Below are 23,368 nucleotides of genomic sequence, written 5' to 3'. Positions count from 1 at the left end.
ACAGATTTCTAATCACCGCTTATGAAGAGATTATTATTCGGATGTGCAGCCATCCTCATGGCCGCTACTGCCTATGCCCAGGAAAATGCCCTATGGCTCAGGAACCCTGCTATCTCTCCCGATGGTAATACTATTGCCTTCGGCTATAAAGGAGATATTTACCGGGTAGATACGAAAGGAGGAGTGGCCGTTCCTCTTACCATTCATGAAGCCCACGACATGCTCCCGGTATGGAGTCACGATGGCAAATACATTGCCTTTGCAAGTGATCGTTACGGCAACTTCGATGTATTTGTGATGCCCGCCACAGGTGGCGCACCGGTACGGCTTACCAGTAACAGCGCCGGCGATTTCCCTTACGACTTCACCGCCGATAACAAACAGGTGCTTTTCGGAAGCGCAAGAAACGCGCCCGCAGCCAGCGTAAGGTTTCCTTACCGTCTCTTCAGGAACATGTATACCGTTCCGGTAACCGGTGGCCGCGCAACACTGCTCAGCGCCGCAGGAGCGGATGTAGCGCATTATAACAAAGCAGGCAATAAAGTAATTTTCCAGGACCGGAAAGGATATGAAGATCCGATGCGTAAACACCACGTGTCGTCTGTTACCCGCGATATATGGGTAATGGATCTTGCAAAAGGTAGCTACGAAAAAGTATCGGAATATACCGGGGAAGACAGGGAGCCCGTATTCGGTAATGGCAACGATATTTATTATCTGAGCGAAAAAGGCGGTATCTCGCAGAACCTCTTCAAAGGCGCGCTCACAGATAAAGCCAGCATGCAGCAGCTCACCACCTTTACCAAACACCCGGTGCGTAACCTGTCCAGGGCAGATAACAACACCCTTTGCTTTACCTATAACGGTGAAATATATACGCTGAAAGAAGGCGAACAACCCCGTAAACTGGAAGTAAGCATCTTCAACGATGGCAGGGCCGGTACTGTAAAAAATGTACCCGTGAGCGGTAACACTACCGAATTCGTCATGAGCCCGGATGGCAAGGAAATGGCGTTTGTGGCCAGGGGAGAAGTGTTCGTTACCAGCGTGGAAGGCAATCTTACCAAACGCATTACCAACACGCCGCAACAGGAAAGAATGGTGCAGTGGTCGCCCGATGGCAAACACCTCATCTATGCAGCAGAACGCAATGGCAACTGGGACATCTATCAGACTACTAAAGTACGTAAAGAAGAACCCTACTTTTTTGCCGCCACCCTGCTGAAGGAAGAACCGGTGATCGCCACATCAGCAGAAGAATTCCAGCCGCTGTTCTCCCCGGATGGAAAAGAAATTGCCTATGTAGAAAACCGTAATATCCTCAAAGTATTTAACATCGCCTCCGGTAAAAGCCGCACGCTATTGCCCGCAGGCCGCAACCATTCCTACTCGGATGGCGACTGGAGCTTTGAATGGAGCCCCGACGGTAAATGGATAGCTGCAGATGATCAGCAGGGTTATTTCATCACAAAAAATGCTTCGCTCATCCCCGCCGATGGTAAAGGAACATCCATTTATCCTGTGAACAGCGGCTTCGGCGAAGGCAACACCAAATGGGCCGCCAACGGAAAAATGCTCACCTGGACCAGCAGCCGCGAAGGGCGTAAATCCCTCGCGCAGCAAGGCAGCCGGGAAGTAGATATCTATGCCATCTTCTTCGACCAGGAAGCTTACGACAATTATAAGCTGTCGAAAGATGAATTCAATCTCCTGAAAGAAAAAGAAGCAGCCGGTGGCAAAGCAGCGAAAGACTCTGCGCTGAAAGCCAAAGATTCTGCCGACACGAAAAAAGCATTCCATCCCGATTTTAATAACCTCGAAAACAGGAAAGTAAAACTTACCATCAACAGCGCCTCCATCAGCGACTATGTGCTGAGCAAAGACGCCGGCAAGTTATACTACATGGCCGCTTTCGAAAAAGGATACGACCTGTGGGTAACAGAACCAAGAACCGGCGAAACAAAGATCCTCGCCAAATTAGGCGGCACACCCGGCGGCATTGAACTAAGCAAAGATGGCAACACCCTCTTCGTCAGCAACCGTGGCAGCGTAGTAAAAGTAGACGCCGGCAGCGGTAAAATTACGCCGGTGTCTATTAGCACGGAACTGTCGCTCAACCAGGACGAAGAACGTAAATACATTTTCTGGCACGCATGGAAACAGGTAAAAGAGAAATTTTATGATCCTACTATCCGTAACATCGACTGGAAAATGTACGGCGATAACTACGCCCGCTTCCTCCCGCATATCAGCAACAACTATGATTTTGAAGAGCTGCTGAGCGAACTGCTCGGAGAGCTGAACGGCTCCCACACCGGCGGCCGCTACTCTCCCCAGCTGCTGAATGGCGACGCTACCGCATCCTTAGGATTACTGTATGATGAAACCTCCACTGCCGACGGCCTCAAAGTAGACGACATCATCGCCGGCGGTCCCTTTGATAAAGCCGCCAGCAAACTGAAGAAAGGTAACATCATCGAAAAAATAGATGGCGTAAGCATCACCGCTGCCTCCGACTGGGCATCGTTACTGAACCGCAAAGCCGGAAACAACATACTGGTAAGCATCTACAACCCGGATACCAAAGCCCGCTGGGAAGAAACCGTGAAACCTATATCCGCCGGTGAAGAAAGTACGCTCATGTATAAACGCTGGGTAGAACATACCCGCGAAATGGTAGATAAACTCAGCAACGGTAAAGTAGGCTACGTACACGTACAAGGCATGAACGACGCCAGCTACCGTTCCGTATACGATGAGGTAATGGGCCGCAACCGCGATAAGAAAGCCCTCATCGTAGACACCCGCTTCAACGGCGGCGGATGGCTGCACGACGACCTGTACAACTTCCTCAGTGGTAAAAAGTACCTTGAGTTTGCACCGCAGGGCGAAAAGCTCAAAGGCGGTGAACCTACCGGCCAATGGCAGGCGCCGAGCTGCGTACTCATGAGCGAAGGCAACTACAGTGATGCATTTATCTTCCCCTATATCTACAAACAAGGGAACATCGGTAAACTCATCGGCATGCCCGTACCCGGCACCGGTACTGCGGTTTGGTGGGAAACACAGATCGATCCAACAATGGTATTCGGCATTCCAATGGTAGGCACTATTGGTAAAGAAGGCCGCCCCACCGAAAACCTCCAGATAGAACCGGACATTAGGGTGCCGCTTCGTTATGAAGAGTTCCTGGCGGGAAAGGATGCCCAGCTGGAAGCTGCGGTGAAGGAGATGTTGCAGGAAATTAAATAAAATGGGTTAATGATAGGAGAGCCCCTGTAGTGAATGCTGTGGCGTTATTGTTAGTATGAAGGTATACGGGGGCTGCCAATGCAAATCCGATAAAGAGATTGCGTACTGAATAATGTATGTTTTTGAGAGATGAGATTAAAATGGAGCACCGGATAGGCAATACCGATAGGTTTAAAGGTATATACTTTACCCCAACCAGCCTTTGGATCAAAAAAGGAAGTGTGAGATATTTCACTGGTGAAAGCTTTTTGATGATCAGTAGAGCAGCTATTGGAAATAAGCGCCGGGAATATAAATGAAAGTAGATATTTAATCTTTAACTGTACCATAGAATGCACCATTTAAACTCGCTGTTCTTTGGAAATTAGGATATTGAGAGGTCCAGCCGCTCACTGCCATCTTTAAAGTATAGCTTACTTCCCCAGAGTGAACCCCGGTTTCATTTTTTGCGCTTTGAACGGTAAACCCCGCCTCAATTTCCGAACCAATTTCTATGACTTCAGCATTAAAACCAGCAGTAACAATAGTTCTTTTTTCGCTGGCACCATAAATTGCATTTCCGTTTGTTTGCAGTGTCTGAAGATGGCTTGTTGCCTGAACAACTCCTACAGAACCATATGAATAGGTGTCTACTATATCTCCAGGGGTTCCAATAAAGCTCTCCACTGGATTCCCATCACCTTGTTCAGCGGGACCAATTTTGTAAATGCGGCCATTATACCTGTTGTAGTCATATTGATAGGGAATAGTGACCATTACCTGCAGATTACGTGTTCCGTAACGTCCGATAATTTCCAGCTTGCCGTAGTAGTAGTAGTAGTAGTAGTAGTAGTAGTAGTCCACCTGGTGAACCTGACCATCTATAATACTATTGTAAATACCAGGGCCACCCCAGTTATAGTCATGGTTTCCAACTATGACATCGTTTTTACTACCGGTTACTTCATCCGAATCTTCTGTGGTTGTATTGGCGTTAACGTTCTTTTAGACAACCGGACATGAGAATAGTAAAGCCAATTAGCCATGTTGCGATTGGTTGCTTCATATATAGCGTTTAAAAGATGAAAATATATGTGAATTGCAAAAAAAAACTTGAGTAATCGGGTAATCGGGTTATTAAATGAACTTGTTGATATAGGGTTTTAAAATAACTCCTTAATGGATTAACAAGGTTCTTACTTTTTCTTAAAATGCTTCATTAAAAAATGGCATTTCGGGCACAATGATACAGTACAAAAAAATAAAGTCCAAATTATCTTAATAGTTATATATAATAAATGTTCAGGAATTATCCAGTAGTATTGTCTCATTTTTCGATGTCAAAAGAATGGAGCAAATCTCCTATAAAATCTACTCAATTCAAACCAGCTATATAAAACTTCGCCACCCCCTCCACTAATGATTCCGGGCTACATCCTGTTAAGTTGGTTAGAATTATAATCGAAACATCATCCTGGGGATAAATAAATAAGGAGGCGCGCCCTCCTCCAATCGGGGCTACAGCCGGATGCCTGGGCCGGTCCACAACGGGCCATCCAAGCGCATAACCATTGAGGATACCGCCAAAGCCGTCAAGAGATCCGTTATTGAGACGCACAGGCGTCCACATCGTATGAATACTTTTTTTGTCTTTCAGCAGTTTGCCCTGTTGCAAAGCTATGATCCAACGGGCCATTTCTTCCGCTGTACTGAACATCCCCGCATCGGTAAACAGAAATGCCGGGAACTCCTCATATGTCTGCATCAAATGATGCTGCTTTACAAATTCTCCTTTATCATCTCTGTGATAATAAGTATAAGTAGGCGCTTTTTTAGGGGTTACATCGAAAGAATTCCCAAAGGTAGTTTGCTGCATATTCGCTACCTCTAATTGTTTATGTTGAATAAAGCGCACGAATGGCTGACCGCTTAATCTGTCAATGATCATTCCTAACAGGAGATAATTGGTGGTATTATAATTAAAGCGTTCGCCTGGCTGAAAAAACAGGGGCAGGCTTTTTACTTTCATCCAGGAGGAGTCTTCTCCTTTTTTACTTACTAGTTCATCCGTTATAGTATCTGTAACATCCGGAAGACCGGAAACATGACCCATCAGTTGCCGTATAGTAACTTTTTGCCAGGCCAGGGGCAAACTGTCGAGATACTGCGAAACAGGAGATTCAATATTCACTTTCCCTTCCTCCACCAGCTGCATAATGGCAACCCCGGTAAAAGCTTTGGTGATAGAGTTGATGGAGAATACGGTACTATCTGTTACCGGAACAGAGAACTCAACATTGGCCACACCGTAGTTGCCCATCTTAACGATCTTTCCATGTTGAATAACAGCCATCTGTAACCCGGGAATTGAACGTTCTCTCATATCGGTCTTTATGAAAGCATCCACCTCATCAGGTACTGTTTGGGCATAAGCACCCTGGCCCATATCAGATAAGATTAAAGAAAACATCACCGTAATAGCTCTTATTGTCATTTTAATACACATAAAATTGAAACTTACAAATTAAGGTAATTCGTTTCCTTCCAATCAACAAATCTCTCTTTTCCCTTTCCCCTTGTTTCTCATTCCCTTATACGATTTCTGGGCCAGCTGGTGTGGACCCTGCCGGAAAGGCAATCCCCACCTGAAGGAGCTATACGGTAAATACAGCGCCAAAGGCTTTGAAATCATCGGGCATTTCCGACGACGATTCTAACCATGAAGCCTGGAAGAAAGCTGTTAACCAGGATGGTATCGGCATCTGGCGGCATGTACTCCGCGGGCTCGATTGGAGCAAGCGCGAAAAGAACCTGCCCAACCCTGAAGATGTGAGCAACTACTACGGCATCCATTCTCTCCCCACCAAAATCCTGATCGATCCCAATGGCGTGATCATCGGCCGCTACGGCAGTGGCGGGGAAGACGATGAAGCCATGAATAAGAAACTGAAAGAGATTTTCGGCGCAAAAACCAGGAATGTCCCCGCAGCAAAACTGCGGGGATTTTTTTTGGTATTTCCGCCGCTCAGGGTTATCTTTGATGGTATGCGTAAAACATTGATATACAATATCTTTCTCCGCAAAATCTTCACAAAGAACGCAAGCGGACTCTGTATAGCACATTGATGCCCAATACGTTACCGATCAAGTCCACGTCACCTCCACGTCACCTCCACGTTCTCTCCATGTCAAAGGCATGTTCAATGTATCTCCAAAGCATGTGCAAAGCAACGGCAAAGTATAGCCTCTGTCATCTCCAGGCGTATCTTTCAATACCCCATCCCCAAAAGAAAAAGTAAAATCAGCAAAATCAGCGTAATCCAGGGAAAGACAAAATCCGCGAAAGACAAAATCCGCGAAAACTTCAAATTTGCTATAAATTTACTCCGCACTTTGCACCCAGGTGTGTTTTTATGAAAGTACTGATTGTAGAAGATAACAAGGAACTGGCCAGTGGTATTTCCGATTACCTCAACGGGGAAAAGTATATCAGCGAACTGGCTTATGATGTGGAAACAGCCCGGGAAAAGCTCTCTCTTTTCACTTACGACTGTATCCTGCTGGATATCATGCTGCCGGATGGCAACGGCATGGAGCTCCTCAATTTCATCCGCCAGGAGAATATCAGCAGCGGGGTACTGATCATCTCCGCAAAAGATGCACTCGATGATAAGGTAAATGGCCTCGAACGCGGTGCAGACGACTACGTTACCAAGCCTTTCCACCTGCCGGAGCTGCATGCCCGCCTGAGGGCCATCTACCGCAGGAAGAAGCTGGATGGCAATAACCTCGTCGTTTTTAATGAAATAGAACTGAATACCGACACAATGGAGGCCCTCATTAATAACTCCCTCCTGGACGTAACACGCAAGGAATTCGACCTGTTGTTGTATTTTGTGGTAAATAAGAACCGTGTACTGTCACGACAGGCCATCGCCGCTCACCTCTGGGGTGACTATACCGATAACCTGGCTAACTTCGACTTCGTTTACCAGCACGTAAAAAATCTGAGAAAAAAGATCAGCGCCGCAGAAGGAGTAGACTACATAGAAACGGTTTATGGATTAGGGTACAAGTTTAATACATCCAAAACATGAAGCTGCTTAATAAAGTAACACTCTGGTTTATAGGGATCGTGTTCCTGATAACACCTATTACAATGGTGATATCGCGTAATAATATCAAGAAACATCTCGATGAAGCGGAAGTAGCCCGCATGACCGCCGTGAACGACCGCGTGGCACAACAAATGAAGGCCGGCGAAAAACCCGACCGCTACACCCACGGCCGCCCCATTGCCATTACTACCTTAGCAGGCCCGCTGCCGGAAAAGAAGGTAGTTGCCACAAAAGATAATTATATAGCAGAAGATCTCGGGAAGAAAGAATGCCGCATCACGGTAGATTCCTGGTACAAAATCGGCGATCAGCAATATAAAATATCCTCCTATAATTATGTGATCAAGTCGGAAGAAATATTCCGCGGTATGCTCAGCACCGTAGTATGGAAAATGCTGCTCATGATTTTCGCGGTATCGGTTACCGCAAGATTGCTTTCCCGGAAAATATTTTCCCCGCTGCGCCGCACCATGAAAGCCATTCACAGCTTCGACCTGAAACAAAAGAATAAACTGCAGCTGCCGGAAACCAGCACCACCGAATTTAAAGAGCTGAATGTATTCCTCGGCAAAATGACGGATAAAGCAATGGAAGATTACGCCGCCGTAAAAGAATTCAGCGAAAACGCCTCGCACGAACTACAAACACCGCTGGCCGTAATCCGCAGCAAAATAGAATTACTGTCTGAAACCAATATCGATGGCGTACAGGCCGCACTGATAGGAGATATGCAGAATGCGATCGAAAAGCTGTCGCATATTAACCGCTCTCTCATCCTGCTCACCAAGCTGGAAAACCAGGAGTTTAAAGTGACCGAAAGCCTCAAGTTTTGCCGCGTGGTAAAAGATGTGATTGCCACTTATGAAGACTGGATTACCATGCGCGAAATTGCCCTCACCACTAACCTCGATAAAAATATTCCGCTCAATATCCACCCGGCCCTCGCCGAAATGCTCATCAGCAACCTGCTGAGCAATGCTATCCGGCATAACCGCGATGGCGGACAAATAAAGATGTTGCTCACCCACCGCGAGCTAAGCATCAGCAATACCGGTATACCGCCGCAAATCCCTACGTGCGAACTGTTCCAGCGGTTTAAGAAAAGTAACCAGAGCAACGACAGCATCGGGCTCGGACTGGCCATCGTAAAACAGATCTGCGAGGTGAACGGCTATGATGTGGATTACAACTATGCCGATGGATGGCATAAAATACAGGTGTGTTTTTACAAAAAACAGACAGTAAACAACGATGCCTTGCCCGTAGCGGCCGAAGTAGCCGTTTAAATGTCCATCTCACAAAAAAAAATCCATATTTCCCCTTTCCTTCAAGTTTCCTTCAAAATGATACAGAAATTTTGCGGTTGAATATCCTTCAGGACATTTCAACCGTAAAATCTATTTATTCATGTGGAGTAAGAAATATTTGCTGTTGGCGCTTGTATCCCTGTTTTCAGGCTACAATTTATATGCACAACAGGTATTTACCTTAAAGCAGGCTATTGACACGGCCATTGCCAACTATGGAACTATCCGTGCCAAAGCCAGCTACACCGCAGCTTCCAGGGAACAGGTGTCCCAGGCGCGCCGCGACTACCTGCCTAATTTCAATGTGGCAGCACAACAGGACTATGGTACCGTAAACGGCCAGAACGGCCCCCTGTACGGCTTCGGAGGTTTAGCCGTGGCTTCCTCCGGCTTACCACTCGATCATCAGAACTGGAATGCCGCCTTCGGCGCATTATACCTTACTAATATCAACTGGGATTTCTTCGCTTTCGGCAGGGCAAAGGAGAAAGTTAAAACAGCATTAGCGGCCGCCGCTCAGAACGATAAAGACTGGCAACAGGAGATTTTTAAGCACAAAATAAAAGTGGCGGCCACTTATTTAAACCTCGTAGCAGCGCAACAACTCACACGCTCCTACCAGGAAAACCTGGAACGTGCAGATACCATCAGAAGGGTAGTGGTTACCCGCGTGCAAAACGGACTGATAGCAGGGGTAGACTCCTCACAGGCCAACGCGGAATACTCCAACGCCAGAATTGCCCTCACCAAAGCAAGGGATTTTGAACAAACACAAAGCAATGAACTGGCGCAACTGCTGGGCATCACCCCCCGGGAATTTATTCTGGACACCTCTTATGTAGCCCGCATCCCGGCACTGCCGCAGCAAACATTTTCCCCGGAAAATCACCCGCTGCTGCAATGGTACCAAAGCAGGATCGCCCTCAGCGATGAACAGGCAAAGTATGCTAAAACCTTTTATTACCCGGCGTTCACACTGGTGGGCGTATTGCAGACAAGAGGCTCCGGGTTCGGCTATGGCTATGCCACGGATCAAACAGACTTCACCCATAACTACTGGGATGGTATAAAACCTACCCGCACCAACTACCTGTTCGGTGTAGGCGTTACCTGGAATATCACGCAGCCCTTCCGCATTTCGCGGCAGGTAAGATCGCAACAGCTCATCAGCCAGGGCTTACAGGACGAATACAACCTGGCAGACCAGCAGATCCGCGCACAGCTGAATCTCTCCGATATAAAAATCAAAAACGCATTGGATAACTACCTGGAATCGCCTGTACAGGTGAAAGCCGCCTCAGATGCCTATCTCCAGAAATCAGTATTGTATAAAAACGGACTGACTAACCTGGTAGATGTAACACAGGCACTGTACGCACTGATCAGGGCAGAAACAGACAAGGATATTGCATATAGTAATGTATGGCAGGCGCTATTGCTGAAAGCCGCCGCAGTAGGAGACTTCAGCATCTTTGAAAATTAGCTTTTCGTTAAACGGACGCCATTGATGGCTTTATTTATCAACACTTCATTACCATGAACTTAATCAGTTTTGCATTAAAAAAACCTATTACCATCCTGGTACTTGTTGCCGGCCTGTTCTTCTTCGGGATCAAAGCAGTCAATACGATTAAGATTGACATCTTCCCGAAGCTGGACATGCCGGTAATCTATGTGTCGCACCCTTTTGGGGGATATACTCCCAAACAAATGGAATCCTTCTTTGCCAAACAATACATCAACATATTCCTGTTTGTAAATGGTGTTAAAAGTATAGAAACAAAAAATATCCAGGGGCTTACGCTGATGAAGATCAACTTCTACCCTGGCACCAACATGGCGCAGGCTGCCGCTGAAGTGAGCGCCTTTTCCAACAGGATTCAGGCCATCTTCCCGCCGGGTTCCAACCCGCCGTTTATTATCCGCTTCGACGCCTCTACCTTACCGGTAGGCCAACTGGTATTGAGCAGTGATAAACGCTCCAACAACGAATTACTGGATATGGCGAACGTGTATGTACGTTCTTCCTTTACCTCCATTCCGGGGCTGATAGGCTCTACGCCATTCGGTGGTAACATGCGTACCGTGGTGATCAAAGCCGATCCTGAACTGCTCCGCCAGCATAATATGACACCGGATCAACTGGTGGAAGCCATGCGCCTCAATAACCAAACAGCTCCTTCGGGTAACGTCCGTATCGGGAATAATAACTACATCACGCCCGCCAATACCACGATCCGTAACGTAAAAGATTTTGAAAATATTCCCTTGTTTAAGGGAGATGTACAAAATCTTTACCTGAGAGATGTGGCTACTGTTGAAGACGGAGCGGATGTTACCGCCGGCTACGCATTGGTAAACGGCCGCCGCTCGGTATACCTGAGCATCGCCAAAGGCGCGGATGCCTCTACCTGGGAAGTAGTGCAGAACCTGAAAAAATCATTGCCGAAAATGCAGGCCCAGTTGCCGGAAGATGTGAAACTGAGCTATGAATTTGACCAGTCGACCTACGTAATCAACTCCGTAAAAAGTTTGCTCACAGAAGGTACCATCGGCGCTATCCTCACGGGTTTAATGGTGCTGTTGTTCCTGGGCGATCCGCGCGGAGCCATGATCGTGATCCTCACCATTCCTACCTCCATTATTTCAGCCGTACTTTTCCTGAGCCTGTTCGGGCAAACCATCAATATCATGACGCTGAGCGGATTGGCGCTGGCCATCGGTATCCTGGTAGATGAAAGTACGGTAACCATAGAAAATATACACCAGCACCTGGATATGGGGAAACCCAAAGCGCTGGCTATCTGGGACGCCTGCCAGGAAATCGCCTTCCCGAAATTACTGATCCTGTTTTGTATCCTCGCGGTATTTGCGCCGGCCTTTACAATGGGCGGCATCCCGGGATCCCTGTTCCTGCCGCTGGCCCTGGCCATAGGATTCAGCATGGTCATCTCTTACTTCCTTGCACAAACATTTGTACCTATTATGGCCAATTGGGTGATGAAAGTAAAACATCACAAGAAAGCAGATGGAGGAGAGATGACCGACGCGGAGGAATTTGCGGCTGCTGGTCTTTCCGGGGAGAAAGATACCTGGGAACAGAAAAAAATATTAGTAGAGCGCGGAGATTTTAACGGCAATGGAAAGATCAGCCGCTTTGAACAACTGAGAAACCGGTACCTGCGCTTTATCAAAAGGATGATGCCTTACCGTAAACCTATTGTGATTGGTTACCTGGTGGTGGTTTGCGGGATCGTGGTATTACTGCTCGCCAACATTGGCCGTGATGTACTGCCAAAGGTAAACGGCAGCCAGTTCCAGGTAAGAATGCGCGTACCGGATGGTACCCGTATTGAACGTACGGAACAACAAACCATCAAATTGCTGGATGGTATTAACCAGATTGTGGGAAAAGAAAATGTATCCATTACTTCGGCATACATTGGCATGCACCCGCAGCTGTTTTCTACGGCGCCTATCTTCCTCTGGATGGCAGGCCCGCACGAAGCAGTACTACAGGTATCACTCAGTGAGCATTATCACACCAACCTGGATGAGTTAAAAGATAAGATCCGGGAGAAGGCAAAGGCGATTGATCCAACGATGAAACTTTCTTTTGAACCCATAGAACTAACGGATAAGATCCTTAGCCAGGGCTCACCAACACCCATTGAAGTAAGGTTCGCCGGTCGTGATCGCAAACTGGGTGAGCGATATGCACAGAAACTGATCGCCGAATTAAATAAATTGCCTTACCTCCGCGACGTACAAATAGGACAGTCCATTAAGTACCCTGCCATCAATGTAAATATAGACCGTATCCGGGCAGCGCAGCTGGGCGTGGATATGAATGATATCTCCCGTTCACTCGTGGCGTCTACTTCTTCTTCCAGGTTAACGGAAAAGAATATATGGGTAGATGAAAAAGCCGGGTTGAGCTATAACGTACAGGTACAGGTGCCGGAAAGTAAGATGAACAGCAAAGAACAGATTGGTGAAATACCGCTCCTGAGAAATAACTCGCGTCCGTTGCTGAGCGATGTGGCCAGCATGTCGGTTGATACCACTTATGGGGAGGTAGATAACCTCGGCGCCATGCCTACACTAACGGTAACGGCTAACCTGAATAATACCGATCTTGGTTCGGCGGCAAAGGATGTAAAGAAAGCCATTGCGGGGTTGGGTACGCTGCCGCGTGGCCTGAACGTGGACCTGATCGGGTTAAGCAATACGCTCACCGATACGCTGGATAGTTTGCAGAGTGGCTTGCTGGTCGCTATCGTGGTGATTTTCCTGATGCTGGCGGCCAACTTCCAGTCGTTCAAAGTATCCGCGGTAGTACTGGCCACTGTGCCGGCGGTATTGCTGGGATCACTGGTGTTGCTGATGTTGTGCCGTTCTACCCTGAACCTGCAATCTTACATGGGTATGATCATGTCGGTAGGGGTATCTATTTCCAACGCGGTATTGCTGATCACGAATGCAGAACAGCTGCGCAAGCATAACGGCGATGCGCTCCTGTCTGCCACCGAAGCGGCGGCATTGCGTTTGCGGCCTATCTTAATGACAGCCCTGGCAATGGTGGTAGGTATGATTCCTATGGCCAGCGGACTGGGTGAAGCCGGTGATCAGTCGTCGCCACTGGGAAGGGCAGTAGTAGGCGGACTGATAGCTTCCACCTTTGCAGCACTGTTTATTTTGCCCCTGGCGTTTGCATGGGGACAAGGTAAAGCAGGTACACAAAGCGTATCACTGCATCCAAGAGACGAAGAAAGTATTCACTATATCCCATCAGACGAAAAAGCCTGACCATTATCTAATTCTATTAAAATATACTATATGAACAGCGGTTTCCGTATTACATTTCCTTTATTGTCAGCAATGGTGACCATCGCGGGACTGTACAGTTGCAGTACCTCCGGCGCCAAAGAGGGGAAAGAAACATCCGCCATTGCAGCAGCGCCTGCTGTTGAAGTTTTCTCCCTGACCCAGGGCAGCTTGTCGTCTTCCATACAAATCCCCGGGGAGCTGATCGCTTTCCAGCAGGTAGATTTGTATGCCAAAGTGAGCAGCTTTATTAAGAAGATGAGCGTAGACGTGGGCAGTGAAGTATCCGCCGGTCAGCTGCTGGCCACTATGGAGGCGCCAGAGATCAACTCACAACTCTCCGGTGCAGAATCCCGGTTAAAGTCGCAGGAGGCCATCTATTTGTCCAGCAAGGCTACCTACGACCGCCTGCTCGAAACCAGCAAAACCCCCGGTACCGTTTCGCAGAATGACCTGGACCTGGCCTTTGCCCGCCAGAAATCGGACCTGGCCCAGCTCGACGCCGCCAAAGCCGCACACCGCGAAGTAGGCGATAACCGCAACTACCTCGAAATCCGCGCGCCTTTCAGCGGGGTGATCACCGCTCGTAACGTAAGCGCCGGCGCTTATGTAGGCCCGTCCGGAAAGGGTTCTGAAATGCCCATCTTCACCTTACAGGAGCAAAAGAAACTCAGGCTGGTGGTAAGTGTACCGGAAGCCTATACCAGCTACCTCACTAACCAGAGCGAAGTGGCTTTTAAAGTAAGATCCCTGAACAATAAAGCGTTTAAAGGAAAGGTGATCCGCCTTGCAGGCGCACTGGACCGCAAGCTCCGTTCCCAGCATATTGAAATTGATGTGGCCAATAACGATAAATCATTGTTACCCGGTATGGTGGCAGAAGTAGCCATTCCGCTCACCGGCAACGCCAATAACTTCGTGGTACCTTCTTCTGCAGTCCTCAATTCCACCACCGGCGTGTTCGTGGTGAAAATACAGGACAAAAAAACGAAGTGGGTACCGGTAACTACGGGTCGCAGTGAAAACGGTAAAACCGAAGTGTTTGGAGAACTGAACGCCGGCGATACATTGGTGGCTACCGCTACGGAAGAAGTACGGAATGATGCGCCCGCTCCTAATGTAAAAGTTAAGTAGATAGATAGTGGATGAAGAGAAAAGTCATTCCCGCAAGGGGGTGGCTTTTTTTTTGGCTGCCCGGATATAGGCAGAAAGTCCTTCTTAATTATTTACTTAAAAAAGTGTAAATTGAATATATGAATTTTTTCCCCATAACATGGATATATCTACGAAATTAACCATATTTCTACTGTTTGTCGCACTACTTTCCTTCCAATATCCTAAAGCCTATGGCCAGTCTGCTTTGATATGGGAAGAACAGGCGCGGCTTTCGTCTCTACATGACAGCATCGAACTGGTGGATGGCATGAATCGGGTAGGGCTGCTTTACCAGGCTAAAAGTATTGACAGTTGTTTTTATTACGGGATGAAAGCGAAGGCGCTCGCCGGCAGGCTGCACTATGTTAAAGGTGCAATAGATGCGGATAACGTTATCGGTACAGCCTTCAGCTGTGGAGGATTATACAGGGAAGCACTGGCAGTGTACAGTGGGGCGCTTACGGGTTACCGGCAACTGGGCGATACCTCTAATATTGTCCAGGTACTCATGAATATGGCGCTGGTGTATGCAGCAATACCTGATAGCATAAAATCTGAATCATTCTTCCGGCAGGCCATGAAGGCAGGTCAGCATCTAAAGCAGGACAGTATCCTGGGTTTACTATATGTTAATTATTGTATGTCTACCCAGTTGCTCAGCAATGATAGCATCAGCTATTACCTGGGCCAATCATTAGCAATTGCCCGCCGGTATAAGATGGAATGGGTCCGCATTCTTGTTATGCAGGTACAGGCAAACCGCCTGCTTGAGCAAGGCCACAGGAACGAAGCTCTACTCGTAATTGAGGAAACCCTGCACAGGTCCAGGGCTATAAGTATGGAACTCCTCGAAATAAATAGCCTGGCCCTCCTGGGTGATTACCATATGAATAATGCAGACAGTGCGCTGAAATACTATCAGCAGGCTTACCAGCTGGTAAAAGAATCGGGCTACATGAATATGATGGTACCGGCGTCCCGTACAATCGTAGAGGCTACCCGCTTAACCGGTAATGCCGCAAAGATCGACCAGGCGCGTGAGTTACTGGAAGACGCGCTTACAAAAGAAAACGAAAACCTGAAAGATTTCATCGGCGACTATGTTAAATACAATAGTGTAGAGGAAGACAATAAACTACTGGAAATTAGTAACCATAGCAAACAAGCGAAAATCTGGCTGTTAATCGTCATATGCGGTATCAGCGCATTGCTGGTAGCTTTTATTTACTGGCAATACCGGGTGTTGCACCGTTTGAATCAGAAAATATCCGAGCAGAATAACAACCTGCAAACAACGCTCTCCGTGTTGGAGCAAAGCCAGGACGAAAACACAAGGATAATGAGAATAGTAGCCCACGATCTCCGCAGCCCTATTGGCGCTATGACCTCCATCGCTACACTACTACTGCAGGAAGTGCCGCGCTCTGAGGATGATGAGATGATGCTGAACCTTATTAAAACTGCGGGAGAGAACTCGCTGGAGCTGACCTCGGATCTTTTACTGATAAACAGCCGCGTAGAAGAATTAAAAAAAGAAGCAGTAGATATGTATCAGTTGATTCATTATTGTGTGGACCTGCTGCAGTTCAAAGCAGAAATAAAAAATCAAAAAATTCATTTGCATGCATCCCATATAACCTCGTATGTGAATAGGGAAAAGATATGGCGGGTAATAAGCAATCTGATCACCAATGCCATTAAATTCAGCCCCAACGGAGCTAATATTGGCGTACAGCTGGAGGAAAAACAGGACGAAGTGGAGATTGTTGTGAAAGACAATGGGATTGGTATTCCTGCTGAGATGCAAGGTAAAATATTTCAGATGTTCACAGAAACCAAGAGGAGAGGCACTGCCGGGGAAGAATCTTTCGGGCTGGGACTGGCCATATCCAGGCAAATTGTAGAAGCACATAAAGGCCGCATCTGGTTTGAAAGCATGCCTGGCAGCGGAACAACTTTTTTTGTTACTTTGCCTAAACGTATTCCTGCATTAGAAGCCTGTTAGTTGCATCACTTTAGTCAGACTCCTGCTTACAAAATAATTTTTTCCCGATTGCGTAAATCAAATTCCGTATCCGTCTGCCTCCGCATATCATCTGTCCCGAACTTTGCACCTGCAAATTTTAAGGAAACAGACAATGGAGAAATCAATGATAAGGGAATTTTTAAAGAGAACAGCATGGTGCTTACTATTCCTGACAACAATCGTATCCGGCACATCATTCGCCGAAGAAACAGAGAACGGTGGCAGTATCAAAGGGCTCATTACCACATCAGACAACAAACCGGCGCCGGGCGTGGTAGTAGCACTAAAAGGTACCAGAAAAACAACCCTCACAGACGATAACGGTACTTATTTACTCCGCAACATCACACCAGGCAATTATACTATCCAGGTATCGCTCACAGGATATGAAACTACCAGTCAGCAGGTAACCGTGGAAAAAGATAAAACCGTTACCGTAGATCTTCAGCTGAATATCTCTGAAAAGAACCTGAATGAAGTAGAGGTAACCGCCTCCCGGAACAAATACACTAAAAGAAGCAGTGAATATGTGGCAAAACTGCCGTTAAAGAATATTGAGAATCCGCAGGTATACAGCGTTATCTCCAGCGAACTGATAAAAGACCAGGTGGTAACCCGCTACGAAGATGCGCTCAACAACGCGCCTGGTATCAGTAAACTATGGTCATCTACCGGTCGTGCCGGCGATGGCGCGGGTTACTTCTCGCTTCGTGGCTTCGCGGTACAACCTACGTTGGTAAACGGCCTGCCAGGCTTAACTAATGGCGGACTGGATGTAGCCAACATAGAAAGGATTGAAGTAGTGAAAGGCCCGTCCGGTACGCTGTACGGCAGCTCCGTAATTTCCTACGGCGGTTTGATCAACACCGTTACCAAAAAACCTTACGACCACTTCGGCGGTGAAATCAGCTACACCGGCGGCGGCTATGGCCTCAACCGCATCACCGCTGATATCAATACCCCGCTGGATAAGGATAACAAAGTGCTGCTGCGCGTAACCGGCGCTTATCATGATGAAAACAGCTTCCAGGATGCAGGCTTCGTAAAAAAACGCTACATCGCACCGTCGCTTACTTACCGTGCCAGCGACCGCCTCACCCTGATGCTGAGCACCGAATTCCTTTCTACGGAAAGTACCAACCCAACCATGCTGTTCCTCGACCGCGGCGCCGCGCTGTTTGCAAAGAACCTGCAGGAGCTGGGATACGATAACAAACGCTCTTATACCAGCAATAACCTCAGCATCAAAACGCCTACCAGCAGCATCCAGGCACAGGCTATCTATAAATTGTCCGATACCTGGACCTCACAAACCATCGTATCAAGAGGAACCGCCAAATCAGAAGGATATTATTCTTACCTGTATGAAGCTTCTTCAGCCATACCAGGTTTCCCAAATATTTCACCCACGTTTGCCCGGTATATCAGCTACCAGAACGGTAGTACCAATACCACCGATATCCAGCAGAACTTTACGGGCGACTTTAAGATAGGCCAGTTCCGTAACAGGGTTGTAGCCGGACTGGATTATTTCAGCCGTCAGACACAAGGCAACAGCACGGGGTATGTAATGAACGGACTGGTAGATATGGCCGGTAACGACAACGGGATCCTCTCCAGACAACATACCGATTCGTTGCTGAATGCTTCATCAATAGATAACTCCAACCTCACACAGGAAACATATAGCGCTTATGTGTCGGATGTTTTCAATATCCTGCCCAGCTTATCTGTAATGGCCAGCTTGCGTGTAGATCATTTCAAAAATGGTGGTCTTACTGCCGGCGCCAACGAGAAATACGAACAAACCGCCCTGTCGCCTAAATTTGGTATCGTGTACCAGCCCATCCTGAATACACTGTCCGTTTTTGCGAACTATATGAATGGTTTCACCAACAGCGCACCAAGACAACGCACCAGCGATAATGTTTGGCAAACTTTCCGTCCTGAACAGGCCAATCAAATGGAAGGCGGTGTGAAAGTAAACCTGTTAGGTGGCATGATCACCGGTTCCGTGAGCTACTATGATATTAAAGTGAAAGATATCATCATGCAGGTAGGAGGAGGCCCTACAGGCAGCTATACACAAGGCGGAGAAAGAACCAGCCGTGGTATGGAAGCTGAAATTGTTGCTAACCCCGTAGCAGGGCTGAACATTACCGGAGGCTACAGCTACAACGACAGCAAATTTGTGAAAACAGATAATAAAGACTACGAAAACAGGCGCCCCGAAGAAGCCGGCCCTAAAAACCTGGCGAACCTTTGGGTAACCTACAAATTCCAGAACGGTCCGGTGAAAGGCTTTGGTATTGGCTTCGGCGGTAACTATGCCAGTGAAAACATGATCCTGAACAGGCTCACCACCGGCGTATTCACTTTACCATCCTACACCGTGTTAAATGGTTCTCTGTTTTATAACACCAACAAATTCAATGTAGCCTTCAAACTAGATAACATCGGTAATAAAGAATACTACAAAGGCTGGAGCACCATTGAACCACAGATGCCAAGACGTTTTTCCGGAAACGTAACGTATAAGTTCTAATGCAGCGGATTTTGTCTTTCTGCCTGATTACACTGATTATACTGATTTAGGGATTTGATCACTTTTGATTTAAAAAGATTTTGGGAGATATAAGCGGATATTTTCGCTTATATCTCCCAAAATCATCTAAAATCCTTTATAAAATCTAAAAAGTAAAATCAAGGTAATCAGTATAATCAGTGTAATCAGGCAGAAAGACAAAATCCGCTGCATTTTTATGCGGCAGTACTGTTGTTATTAACCGCCGGCGGCCCTTTCTCTTCAGCATCCACCATCCATTGCGTGAATTTATATTTCGGCAATATTTCATTCAGCTTTTTCTTCAGCCACTTGGAAACAATTTCAAACACAATAAAACCGATCACGATAGAGATGGTCCATTCCATTGTATTGTAGGTATGTTTATCTACCACGGTTTTATGGGCGGTAAGTCCCCATAAATTCCGGATGCTGCGGGTGGTAAAGTAGTGGGATACCAGGCGGGTAGACGCCATGCCGATAACGAATCCTAAAAAATTGCCCACATAATTATTGTAAACGTATTCCAGGAATTTTCTGATAAGCTTAATTTTCATGTAAGGGATCTTTGCCCGCTAAGCTAATATCAAAATTTTCTTTTCATGCAGATATTTTTCCGGAATGTTAAAACGATGCCGTTTTCCTTGTTCTATTTTTGCAAAAAATTTCGCATCCAACCATGAAGAAACTGCTGTACTGCCTGATTTTATTACTGCCGCTGTATGCTTTCTCCGATACAGAAACTGATTTCGGTACTATTAAAGGAATAATAACCACCAGCGATAACCAAACCGCCGCCTCGGTAACCGTGGTGATAAAAGGAACATCAAGAAATGCCATCACCGGGAATGATGGCACATTTACCATTCACCGCGTACCTGCCGGCGCCTGGCAACTGGAAATTTCACTGATCGGATACCAAACGCTCACACAAAACGTAACCGTGGAGAAGGGCCAGACCACAAACGTATCCCTCCGGCTGGAACTGTCTGATACACAACTGCGGGAAATTGTTATTAATACCAACCGCAATAAATTTGTTGATAAGAATACGGACCAGGTAGCACGTCTTCCGCTGAAGAACCTGGAAAACCCGCAGGTATACCAAACAGTAGGCAAGGCCCTGATGCAGGAACAACTGATCACCGAGCGTACGGATATTTACAGGAATATTCCCGGTGCAGTGCCCAACTTCGCCGTAGGCGGTTCCCAGGGGATGACCATCCGCGGTTTTTCCAACGCCACCGGTATGCGGAACGGCATGGTTACAAGCGCCATCGTGCCTTTGAACCCTGCCATCCTGGAACGTATTGAAGTAATAAAGGGCCCTTCCGGTACTTTATTTGGCAGCAACCGCAACATCACTTTCGGTGGACTCTATAATTATGTGACCAAAAAACCGTACGAACAGTTTGGCGGAAACGTAAGCTTCACAGGCGGGAGCTTCGAGTTTGCGCGCTTTACCGCAGATATCAATACCCCGCTCAATGAGGACCATACCATGCTGTTCAGGCTCAATGCCGCAGGGCAAACGGAAGGTTCTTTCCAGGACCAGGGATATGCTAAAAATTATACCATTGCTCCCAGTTTTTCCTACCAGGTGAACGACCGGTTGAAATTCCTGGTAGATGTGGAAATTACCAGGGGCAACTTCGCCACCGGCACCTATGCCGTAAACGATTTTAAAAATGTGACCGCCAGAAGCTTTAAAGATCTTAAGACCGGGTATAAGCGCTCATACATCAATAATGGAGCGGATATCAGCAATGGCATCAACAACATCCAGGGCCAGATCGAATACAAAATATCGGACGCCTGGACCTCCCAAACCAATTACCTGTTTTCCGAAGGCTTCTATAAACATTTTTACTGGACCAACATGACCCTGCTCACCGATTCTACGATGGCGCGCAGCGTGAGGAACCAGAAACCCGAAACGTTTGGTAATATCCAGCTGCAGCAAAATTTCATAGGCGATTTCCGGATTGCGTCATTAAGGAACCGGTTGGTGATTGGCATCGACTACAACTATAATTATAATAGCCTGAACCGGGTTACTGTGAACTACGATGTAGTGAATATAAATCAGCCGGTAAAAGAACTGAATCCGGATTTGATTGATGACCTGTCTTATCAGAAAGGATTTTCTGCTACCCGTACAAAGTCTAACAGCTACAGCGTTTATGCTTCTGATGTGCTGAACATCACCCCGGCGCTGATGACCATGCTGAGCCTGCGTGTGGATCGCTTCTCTACCGGCGGCACTTACACCGTGGCTACCGGTAAATATGCCGGTGATTATAATCAGACCTCCTTGTCGCCCAAGCTGGGAATAGTATACCAGGTGTGGAAAGACAAGGTATCTTTGTTTGCCAATTATATGAATGGTTTTGTAAACCTGGCGCCGCTTGTACAACCGGATAATACTATTCTGAACCTGAAGCCGCAGCAAGGCAACCAGTGGGAAGGCGGTGTAAAAGTGGAGCTGTTCGACAATAAATTAAGCGGTTCCGCCAGTTATTATAACATTGATGTTACCAATGTTACCCGCACGGAGATCGTGGATGGAAAAACGTTTATGTTCCAGGATGGCACACAACGCAGCAAAGGATACGAGCTGGAATTGACGGCTAACCCGGTAACGGGCCTGAATATCATTGCTGGCTATGCTCATAACGAGAACAGGTATACGAAAGCGTCTCCCGCTATACAGGGCAAGCTGATTGTGGGCAGTCCTAAAGATATAGCCAATATCTGGGTAAGCTATCATATGTCCTTCGGAAAGATGAAGGGACTGGGCTTTGGCGCCGGCGGAAACTATGTAAGCGACTCCTGGTTTGAATCCAGCAATACTTTTCTTTTGCCGGGATATACCCTGCTGAGCGCTTCCGTATTTTATGATCAACCGAAATACCGGCTGGCATTGAAAGGCAATAATCTCCTGGATGAAAAATACTGGGATACCAATGGTATCGCGCAAAAGCCTGTGAACTTCCTGGCAAGCGTCACCTTAAAATTCTAAAGAGAAGGCGACAGCTCTGCGGGGTTGTCGCCTTTTTTCCGCTCCAGCCACGAATTAAAGATCGTATAGAACACCGACAGGATAATAGCCCCTTTGAACATACCTGTAAAACCCCAGGCGGCCATCCCGCCAATAACACCGATAAAAAGCACCAGGAAAGGCAGCTTCTTCCCGCTCTTTGAAATGAGAATGGGCTTCAGTACCGTATCTATTCCCAACACAAACAAGCCATATGCAATAACAAAAACCGTGGCGCCCGTATGTCCCTGCATCGCTGCCCATATCATCATAGGTACCCATACCGCCAGCGGACCTACCTGGATCAGCACACAGAAAAATACCAGGGCGCAAAACAATACCTTGAAATGAATACCCGCAATGGCAAACCCAATCCAGGAAATAACTGCGGCAATGAATGCCGTGCCCATTACACCGATGGAAACCCCACGGATAGCGTTATAGGTAGCACTCAATAAAGTAAGACTGTCTCTTTTTCCCAACAGGTGCCGGAGCGTTAGCTTCAGCGGGTCCAGTATTTTATTGCCGCCTGCCAGCAGCAGTGCGGAAATAATAATACCAAGTATCACCTGTAACGATACGCCGATAATTCCTGCGCCGCCGGTCAGGATATGATGCAATACAATTTTCAGCTGGTGCTCGTGCCCCGTAAGGGTTTCTTTGGGGTTTTCCTGCAACTGCTGCCAGAAGGCGGCAACAGGTTCTCCCACTACCGGCAGCGTAGTAACCTGTTCCGGCAGCGGCGGCACACCATGCTCATTGATGGTTGCAGCAAAATGCAGCAGGTCTTTCATATGCTTTCCCAATGCAGTAATGATGTAGGCAAAAGGGATGGCCACAATAATCAGCAACACCACCGTATACAGGATGGCAGCCAGCTTTCGCCGTTGATGCAGCAATTTGCACAGCCATTCATAAAATTGATTGAAAGAGGCAAAGAAGATAAGTGCAAAGGTAAATACGCCAAAAAATACCTTCAGCACGTCGTACAATGCTATAAGCAGTGCGAGGAATAAAAGTAATACAAGAATAGTTTCAATAATGCTCCTGGAGGAGGACGGAACGGAATAACGCATATCGTATGAATTAAGCTAAATGATG

16 protein-coding genes are annotated in these 23,368 nt (G+C 47.2%); 12 read left to right on the top strand and 4 right to left on the bottom strand.

What is annotated here, in order from left to right; genetic code table 11:
• Positions 1-21 precede the first annotated feature (21 nt).
• Positions 22-3,252 (top strand): S41 family peptidase, encoded by a 3,231-nt coding sequence (locus ACMXI2_RS15605; protein ID WP_483777025.1) that lies wholly within the window; start codon positions 22-24, stop codon positions 3,250-3,252.
• A gap of 309 nt (positions 3,253-3,561) precedes the next feature.
• Here the strand turns inward: ACMXI2_RS15605 and ACMXI2_RS15600 are convergent, their stop codons facing one another.
• The gene (locus ACMXI2_RS15600) at positions 3,562-4,008 is read right to left on the bottom strand and encodes a hypothetical protein (protein ID WP_483777024.1); all 447 of its coding nucleotides are present in this window, start codon (positions 4,006-4,008) and stop codon (positions 3,562-3,564) included.
• On the opposite strand from ACMXI2_RS15600, the gene ACMXI2_RS15595 reads away from it, so the two are divergent.
• Positions 3,988-4,254 carry a hypothetical protein gene (locus tag ACMXI2_RS15595; protein ID WP_483777023.1) on the top strand — a complete coding sequence of 89 codons (267 nt, stop codon included), beginning with the start codon at positions 3,988-3,990 and terminating at the stop codon, positions 4,252-4,254. The genes ACMXI2_RS15600 and ACMXI2_RS15595 overlap by 21 nt on opposite strands.
• Positions 4,255-4,606: 352 nt before the next feature.
• Here the strand turns inward: ACMXI2_RS15595 and ACMXI2_RS15590 are convergent, their stop codons facing one another.
• Positions 4,607-5,677, bottom strand: a complete 1,071-nt coding sequence (locus tag ACMXI2_RS15590) for a serine hydrolase domain-containing protein (protein WP_483782399.1) — start codon at positions 5,675-5,677, stop codon at positions 4,607-4,609.
• Positions 5,678-5,807: 130 nt separating this feature from the next.
• Between ACMXI2_RS15590 and ACMXI2_RS15585 the strand changes: the two genes are divergently transcribed.
• The 9 genes from ACMXI2_RS15585 (at position 5,808) to ACMXI2_RS15545 (ending at position 19,209) form a co-directional block, all read left to right on the top strand.
• Complete coding sequence (locus ACMXI2_RS15585; RefSeq protein WP_483777022.1) at positions 5,808-5,948, top strand: TlpA disulfide reductase family protein; 141 nt, start codon at positions 5,808-5,810, stop codon at positions 5,946-5,948.
• The gene (locus ACMXI2_RS15580; protein WP_483777021.1) at positions 5,914-6,357 is read left to right on the top strand and encodes a TlpA family protein disulfide reductase; all 444 of its coding nucleotides are present in this window, start codon (positions 5,914-5,916) and stop codon (positions 6,355-6,357) included. Before ACMXI2_RS15585 ends, ACMXI2_RS15580 begins: the two co-directional genes overlap by 35 nt.
• Before the next feature lie 287 nt (positions 6,358-6,644).
• A complete protein-coding gene (locus ACMXI2_RS15575; RefSeq protein ID WP_079473001.1) occupies positions 6,645-7,328 on the top strand; it encodes a response regulator transcription factor in 684 nt (227 codons plus the stop codon).
• Positions 7,325-8,635, top strand: coding sequence for a sensor histidine kinase (locus ACMXI2_RS15570; protein ID WP_483777020.1), 1,311 nt, complete (start codon positions 7,325-7,327; stop codon positions 8,633-8,635). Before ACMXI2_RS15575 ends, ACMXI2_RS15570 begins: the two co-directional genes overlap by 4 nt.
• Before the next feature lie 121 nt (positions 8,636-8,756).
• Complete coding sequence (locus ACMXI2_RS15565) at positions 8,757-10,139, top strand: TolC family protein (protein WP_483777019.1); 1,383 nt, start codon at positions 8,757-8,759, stop codon at positions 10,137-10,139.
• A gap of 53 nt (positions 10,140-10,192) precedes the next feature.
• Complete coding sequence (locus ACMXI2_RS15560; RefSeq protein WP_483777018.1) at positions 10,193-13,465, top strand: efflux RND transporter permease subunit; 3,273 nt, start codon at positions 10,193-10,195, stop codon at positions 13,463-13,465.
• 30 nt (positions 13,466-13,495) lie between these two features.
• Positions 13,496-14,617 carry an efflux RND transporter periplasmic adaptor subunit gene (locus ACMXI2_RS15555; RefSeq protein ID WP_483777017.1) on the top strand — a complete coding sequence of 374 codons (1,122 nt, stop codon included), beginning with the start codon at positions 13,496-13,498 and terminating at the stop codon, positions 14,615-14,617.
• Positions 14,618-14,756: 139 nt separating this feature from the next.
• Positions 14,757-16,643 (top strand): sensor histidine kinase, encoded by a 1,887-nt coding sequence (locus ACMXI2_RS15550; protein ID WP_483777016.1) that lies wholly within the window; start codon positions 14,757-14,759, stop codon positions 16,641-16,643.
• A 133-nt stretch (positions 16,644-16,776) separates the two neighbouring features.
• A complete protein-coding gene (locus ACMXI2_RS15545) occupies positions 16,777-19,209 on the top strand; it encodes a TonB-dependent siderophore receptor (protein ID WP_483777015.1) in 2,433 nt (810 codons plus the stop codon).
• Between the two features lie 215 nt (positions 19,210-19,424).
• On the opposite strand, the gene ACMXI2_RS15540 is transcribed toward ACMXI2_RS15545, so the two are convergent.
• Positions 19,425-19,784, bottom strand: a complete 360-nt coding sequence (locus tag ACMXI2_RS15540) for a hypothetical protein (RefSeq protein WP_483777014.1) — start codon at positions 19,782-19,784, stop codon at positions 19,425-19,427.
• Between the two features lie 122 nt (positions 19,785-19,906).
• Between ACMXI2_RS15540 and ACMXI2_RS15535 the strand changes: the two genes are divergently transcribed.
• The gene (locus ACMXI2_RS15535) at positions 19,907-22,249 is read left to right on the top strand and encodes a TonB-dependent siderophore receptor (protein ID WP_483777013.1); all 2,343 of its coding nucleotides are present in this window, start codon (positions 19,907-19,909) and stop codon (positions 22,247-22,249) included.
• Here the strand turns inward: ACMXI2_RS15535 and ACMXI2_RS15530 are convergent.
• Positions 22,246-23,343, bottom strand: a complete 1,098-nt coding sequence (locus tag ACMXI2_RS15530; RefSeq protein ID WP_483777012.1) for an AI-2E family transporter — start codon at positions 23,341-23,343, stop codon at positions 22,246-22,248. The two genes, ACMXI2_RS15535 and ACMXI2_RS15530, sit on opposite strands and share 4 nt — an antisense overlap.
• Positions 23,344-23,368: the final 25 nt, after the last annotated feature.

The organism is Chitinophaga sp. G7 BAM 1005 (genome assembly GCF_057126945.1).
Note: the sequence above shows the minus strand (reverse complement) of the source record. Positions and strands in the feature narration are given on the sequence as shown.

Excerpts from the sequence above, each read along its gene's own strand:
- ACMXI2_RS15605 (WP_483777025.1), top strand. The coding sequence starts at position 22 with ATGAAGAGATTATTATTCGGATGTGCAGCCATCCTCATGGCCGCTACT.
- ACMXI2_RS15600 (WP_483777024.1), bottom strand. The coding sequence starts at position 4,008 with ATGGTCACTATTCCCTATCAATATGACTACAACAGGTATAATGGCCGC.
- ACMXI2_RS15590 (WP_483782399.1), bottom strand. The coding sequence starts at position 5,677 with ATGGGCCAGGGTGCTTATGCCCAAACAGTACCTGATGAGGTGGATGCT.
- ACMXI2_RS15575 (WP_079473001.1), top strand. The coding sequence starts at position 6,645 with ATGAAAGTACTGATTGTAGAAGATAACAAGGAACTGGCCAGTGGTATT.
- ACMXI2_RS15570 (WP_483777020.1), top strand. The coding sequence starts at position 7,325 with ATGAAGCTGCTTAATAAAGTAACACTCTGGTTTATAGGGATCGTGTTC.
- ACMXI2_RS15565 (WP_483777019.1), top strand. The coding sequence starts at position 8,757 with ATGTGGAGTAAGAAATATTTGCTGTTGGCGCTTGTATCCCTGTTTTCA.
- ACMXI2_RS15560 (WP_483777018.1), top strand. The coding sequence starts at position 10,193 with ATGAACTTAATCAGTTTTGCATTAAAAAAACCTATTACCATCCTGGTA.
- ACMXI2_RS15555 (WP_483777017.1), top strand. The coding sequence starts at position 13,496 with ATGAACAGCGGTTTCCGTATTACATTTCCTTTATTGTCAGCAATGGTG.
- ACMXI2_RS15550 (WP_483777016.1), top strand. The coding sequence starts at position 14,757 with ATGGATATATCTACGAAATTAACCATATTTCTACTGTTTGTCGCACTA.
- ACMXI2_RS15545 (WP_483777015.1), top strand. The coding sequence starts at position 16,777 with ATGGAGAAATCAATGATAAGGGAATTTTTAAAGAGAACAGCATGGTGC.
- ACMXI2_RS15540 (WP_483777014.1), bottom strand. The coding sequence starts at position 19,784 with ATGAAAATTAAGCTTATCAGAAAATTCCTGGAATACGTTTACAATAAT.
- ACMXI2_RS15535 (WP_483777013.1), top strand. The coding sequence starts at position 19,907 with ATGAAGAAACTGCTGTACTGCCTGATTTTATTACTGCCGCTGTATGCT.
- ACMXI2_RS15530 (WP_483777012.1), bottom strand. The coding sequence starts at position 23,343 with ATGCGTTATTCCGTTCCGTCCTCCTCCAGGAGCATTATTGAAACTATT.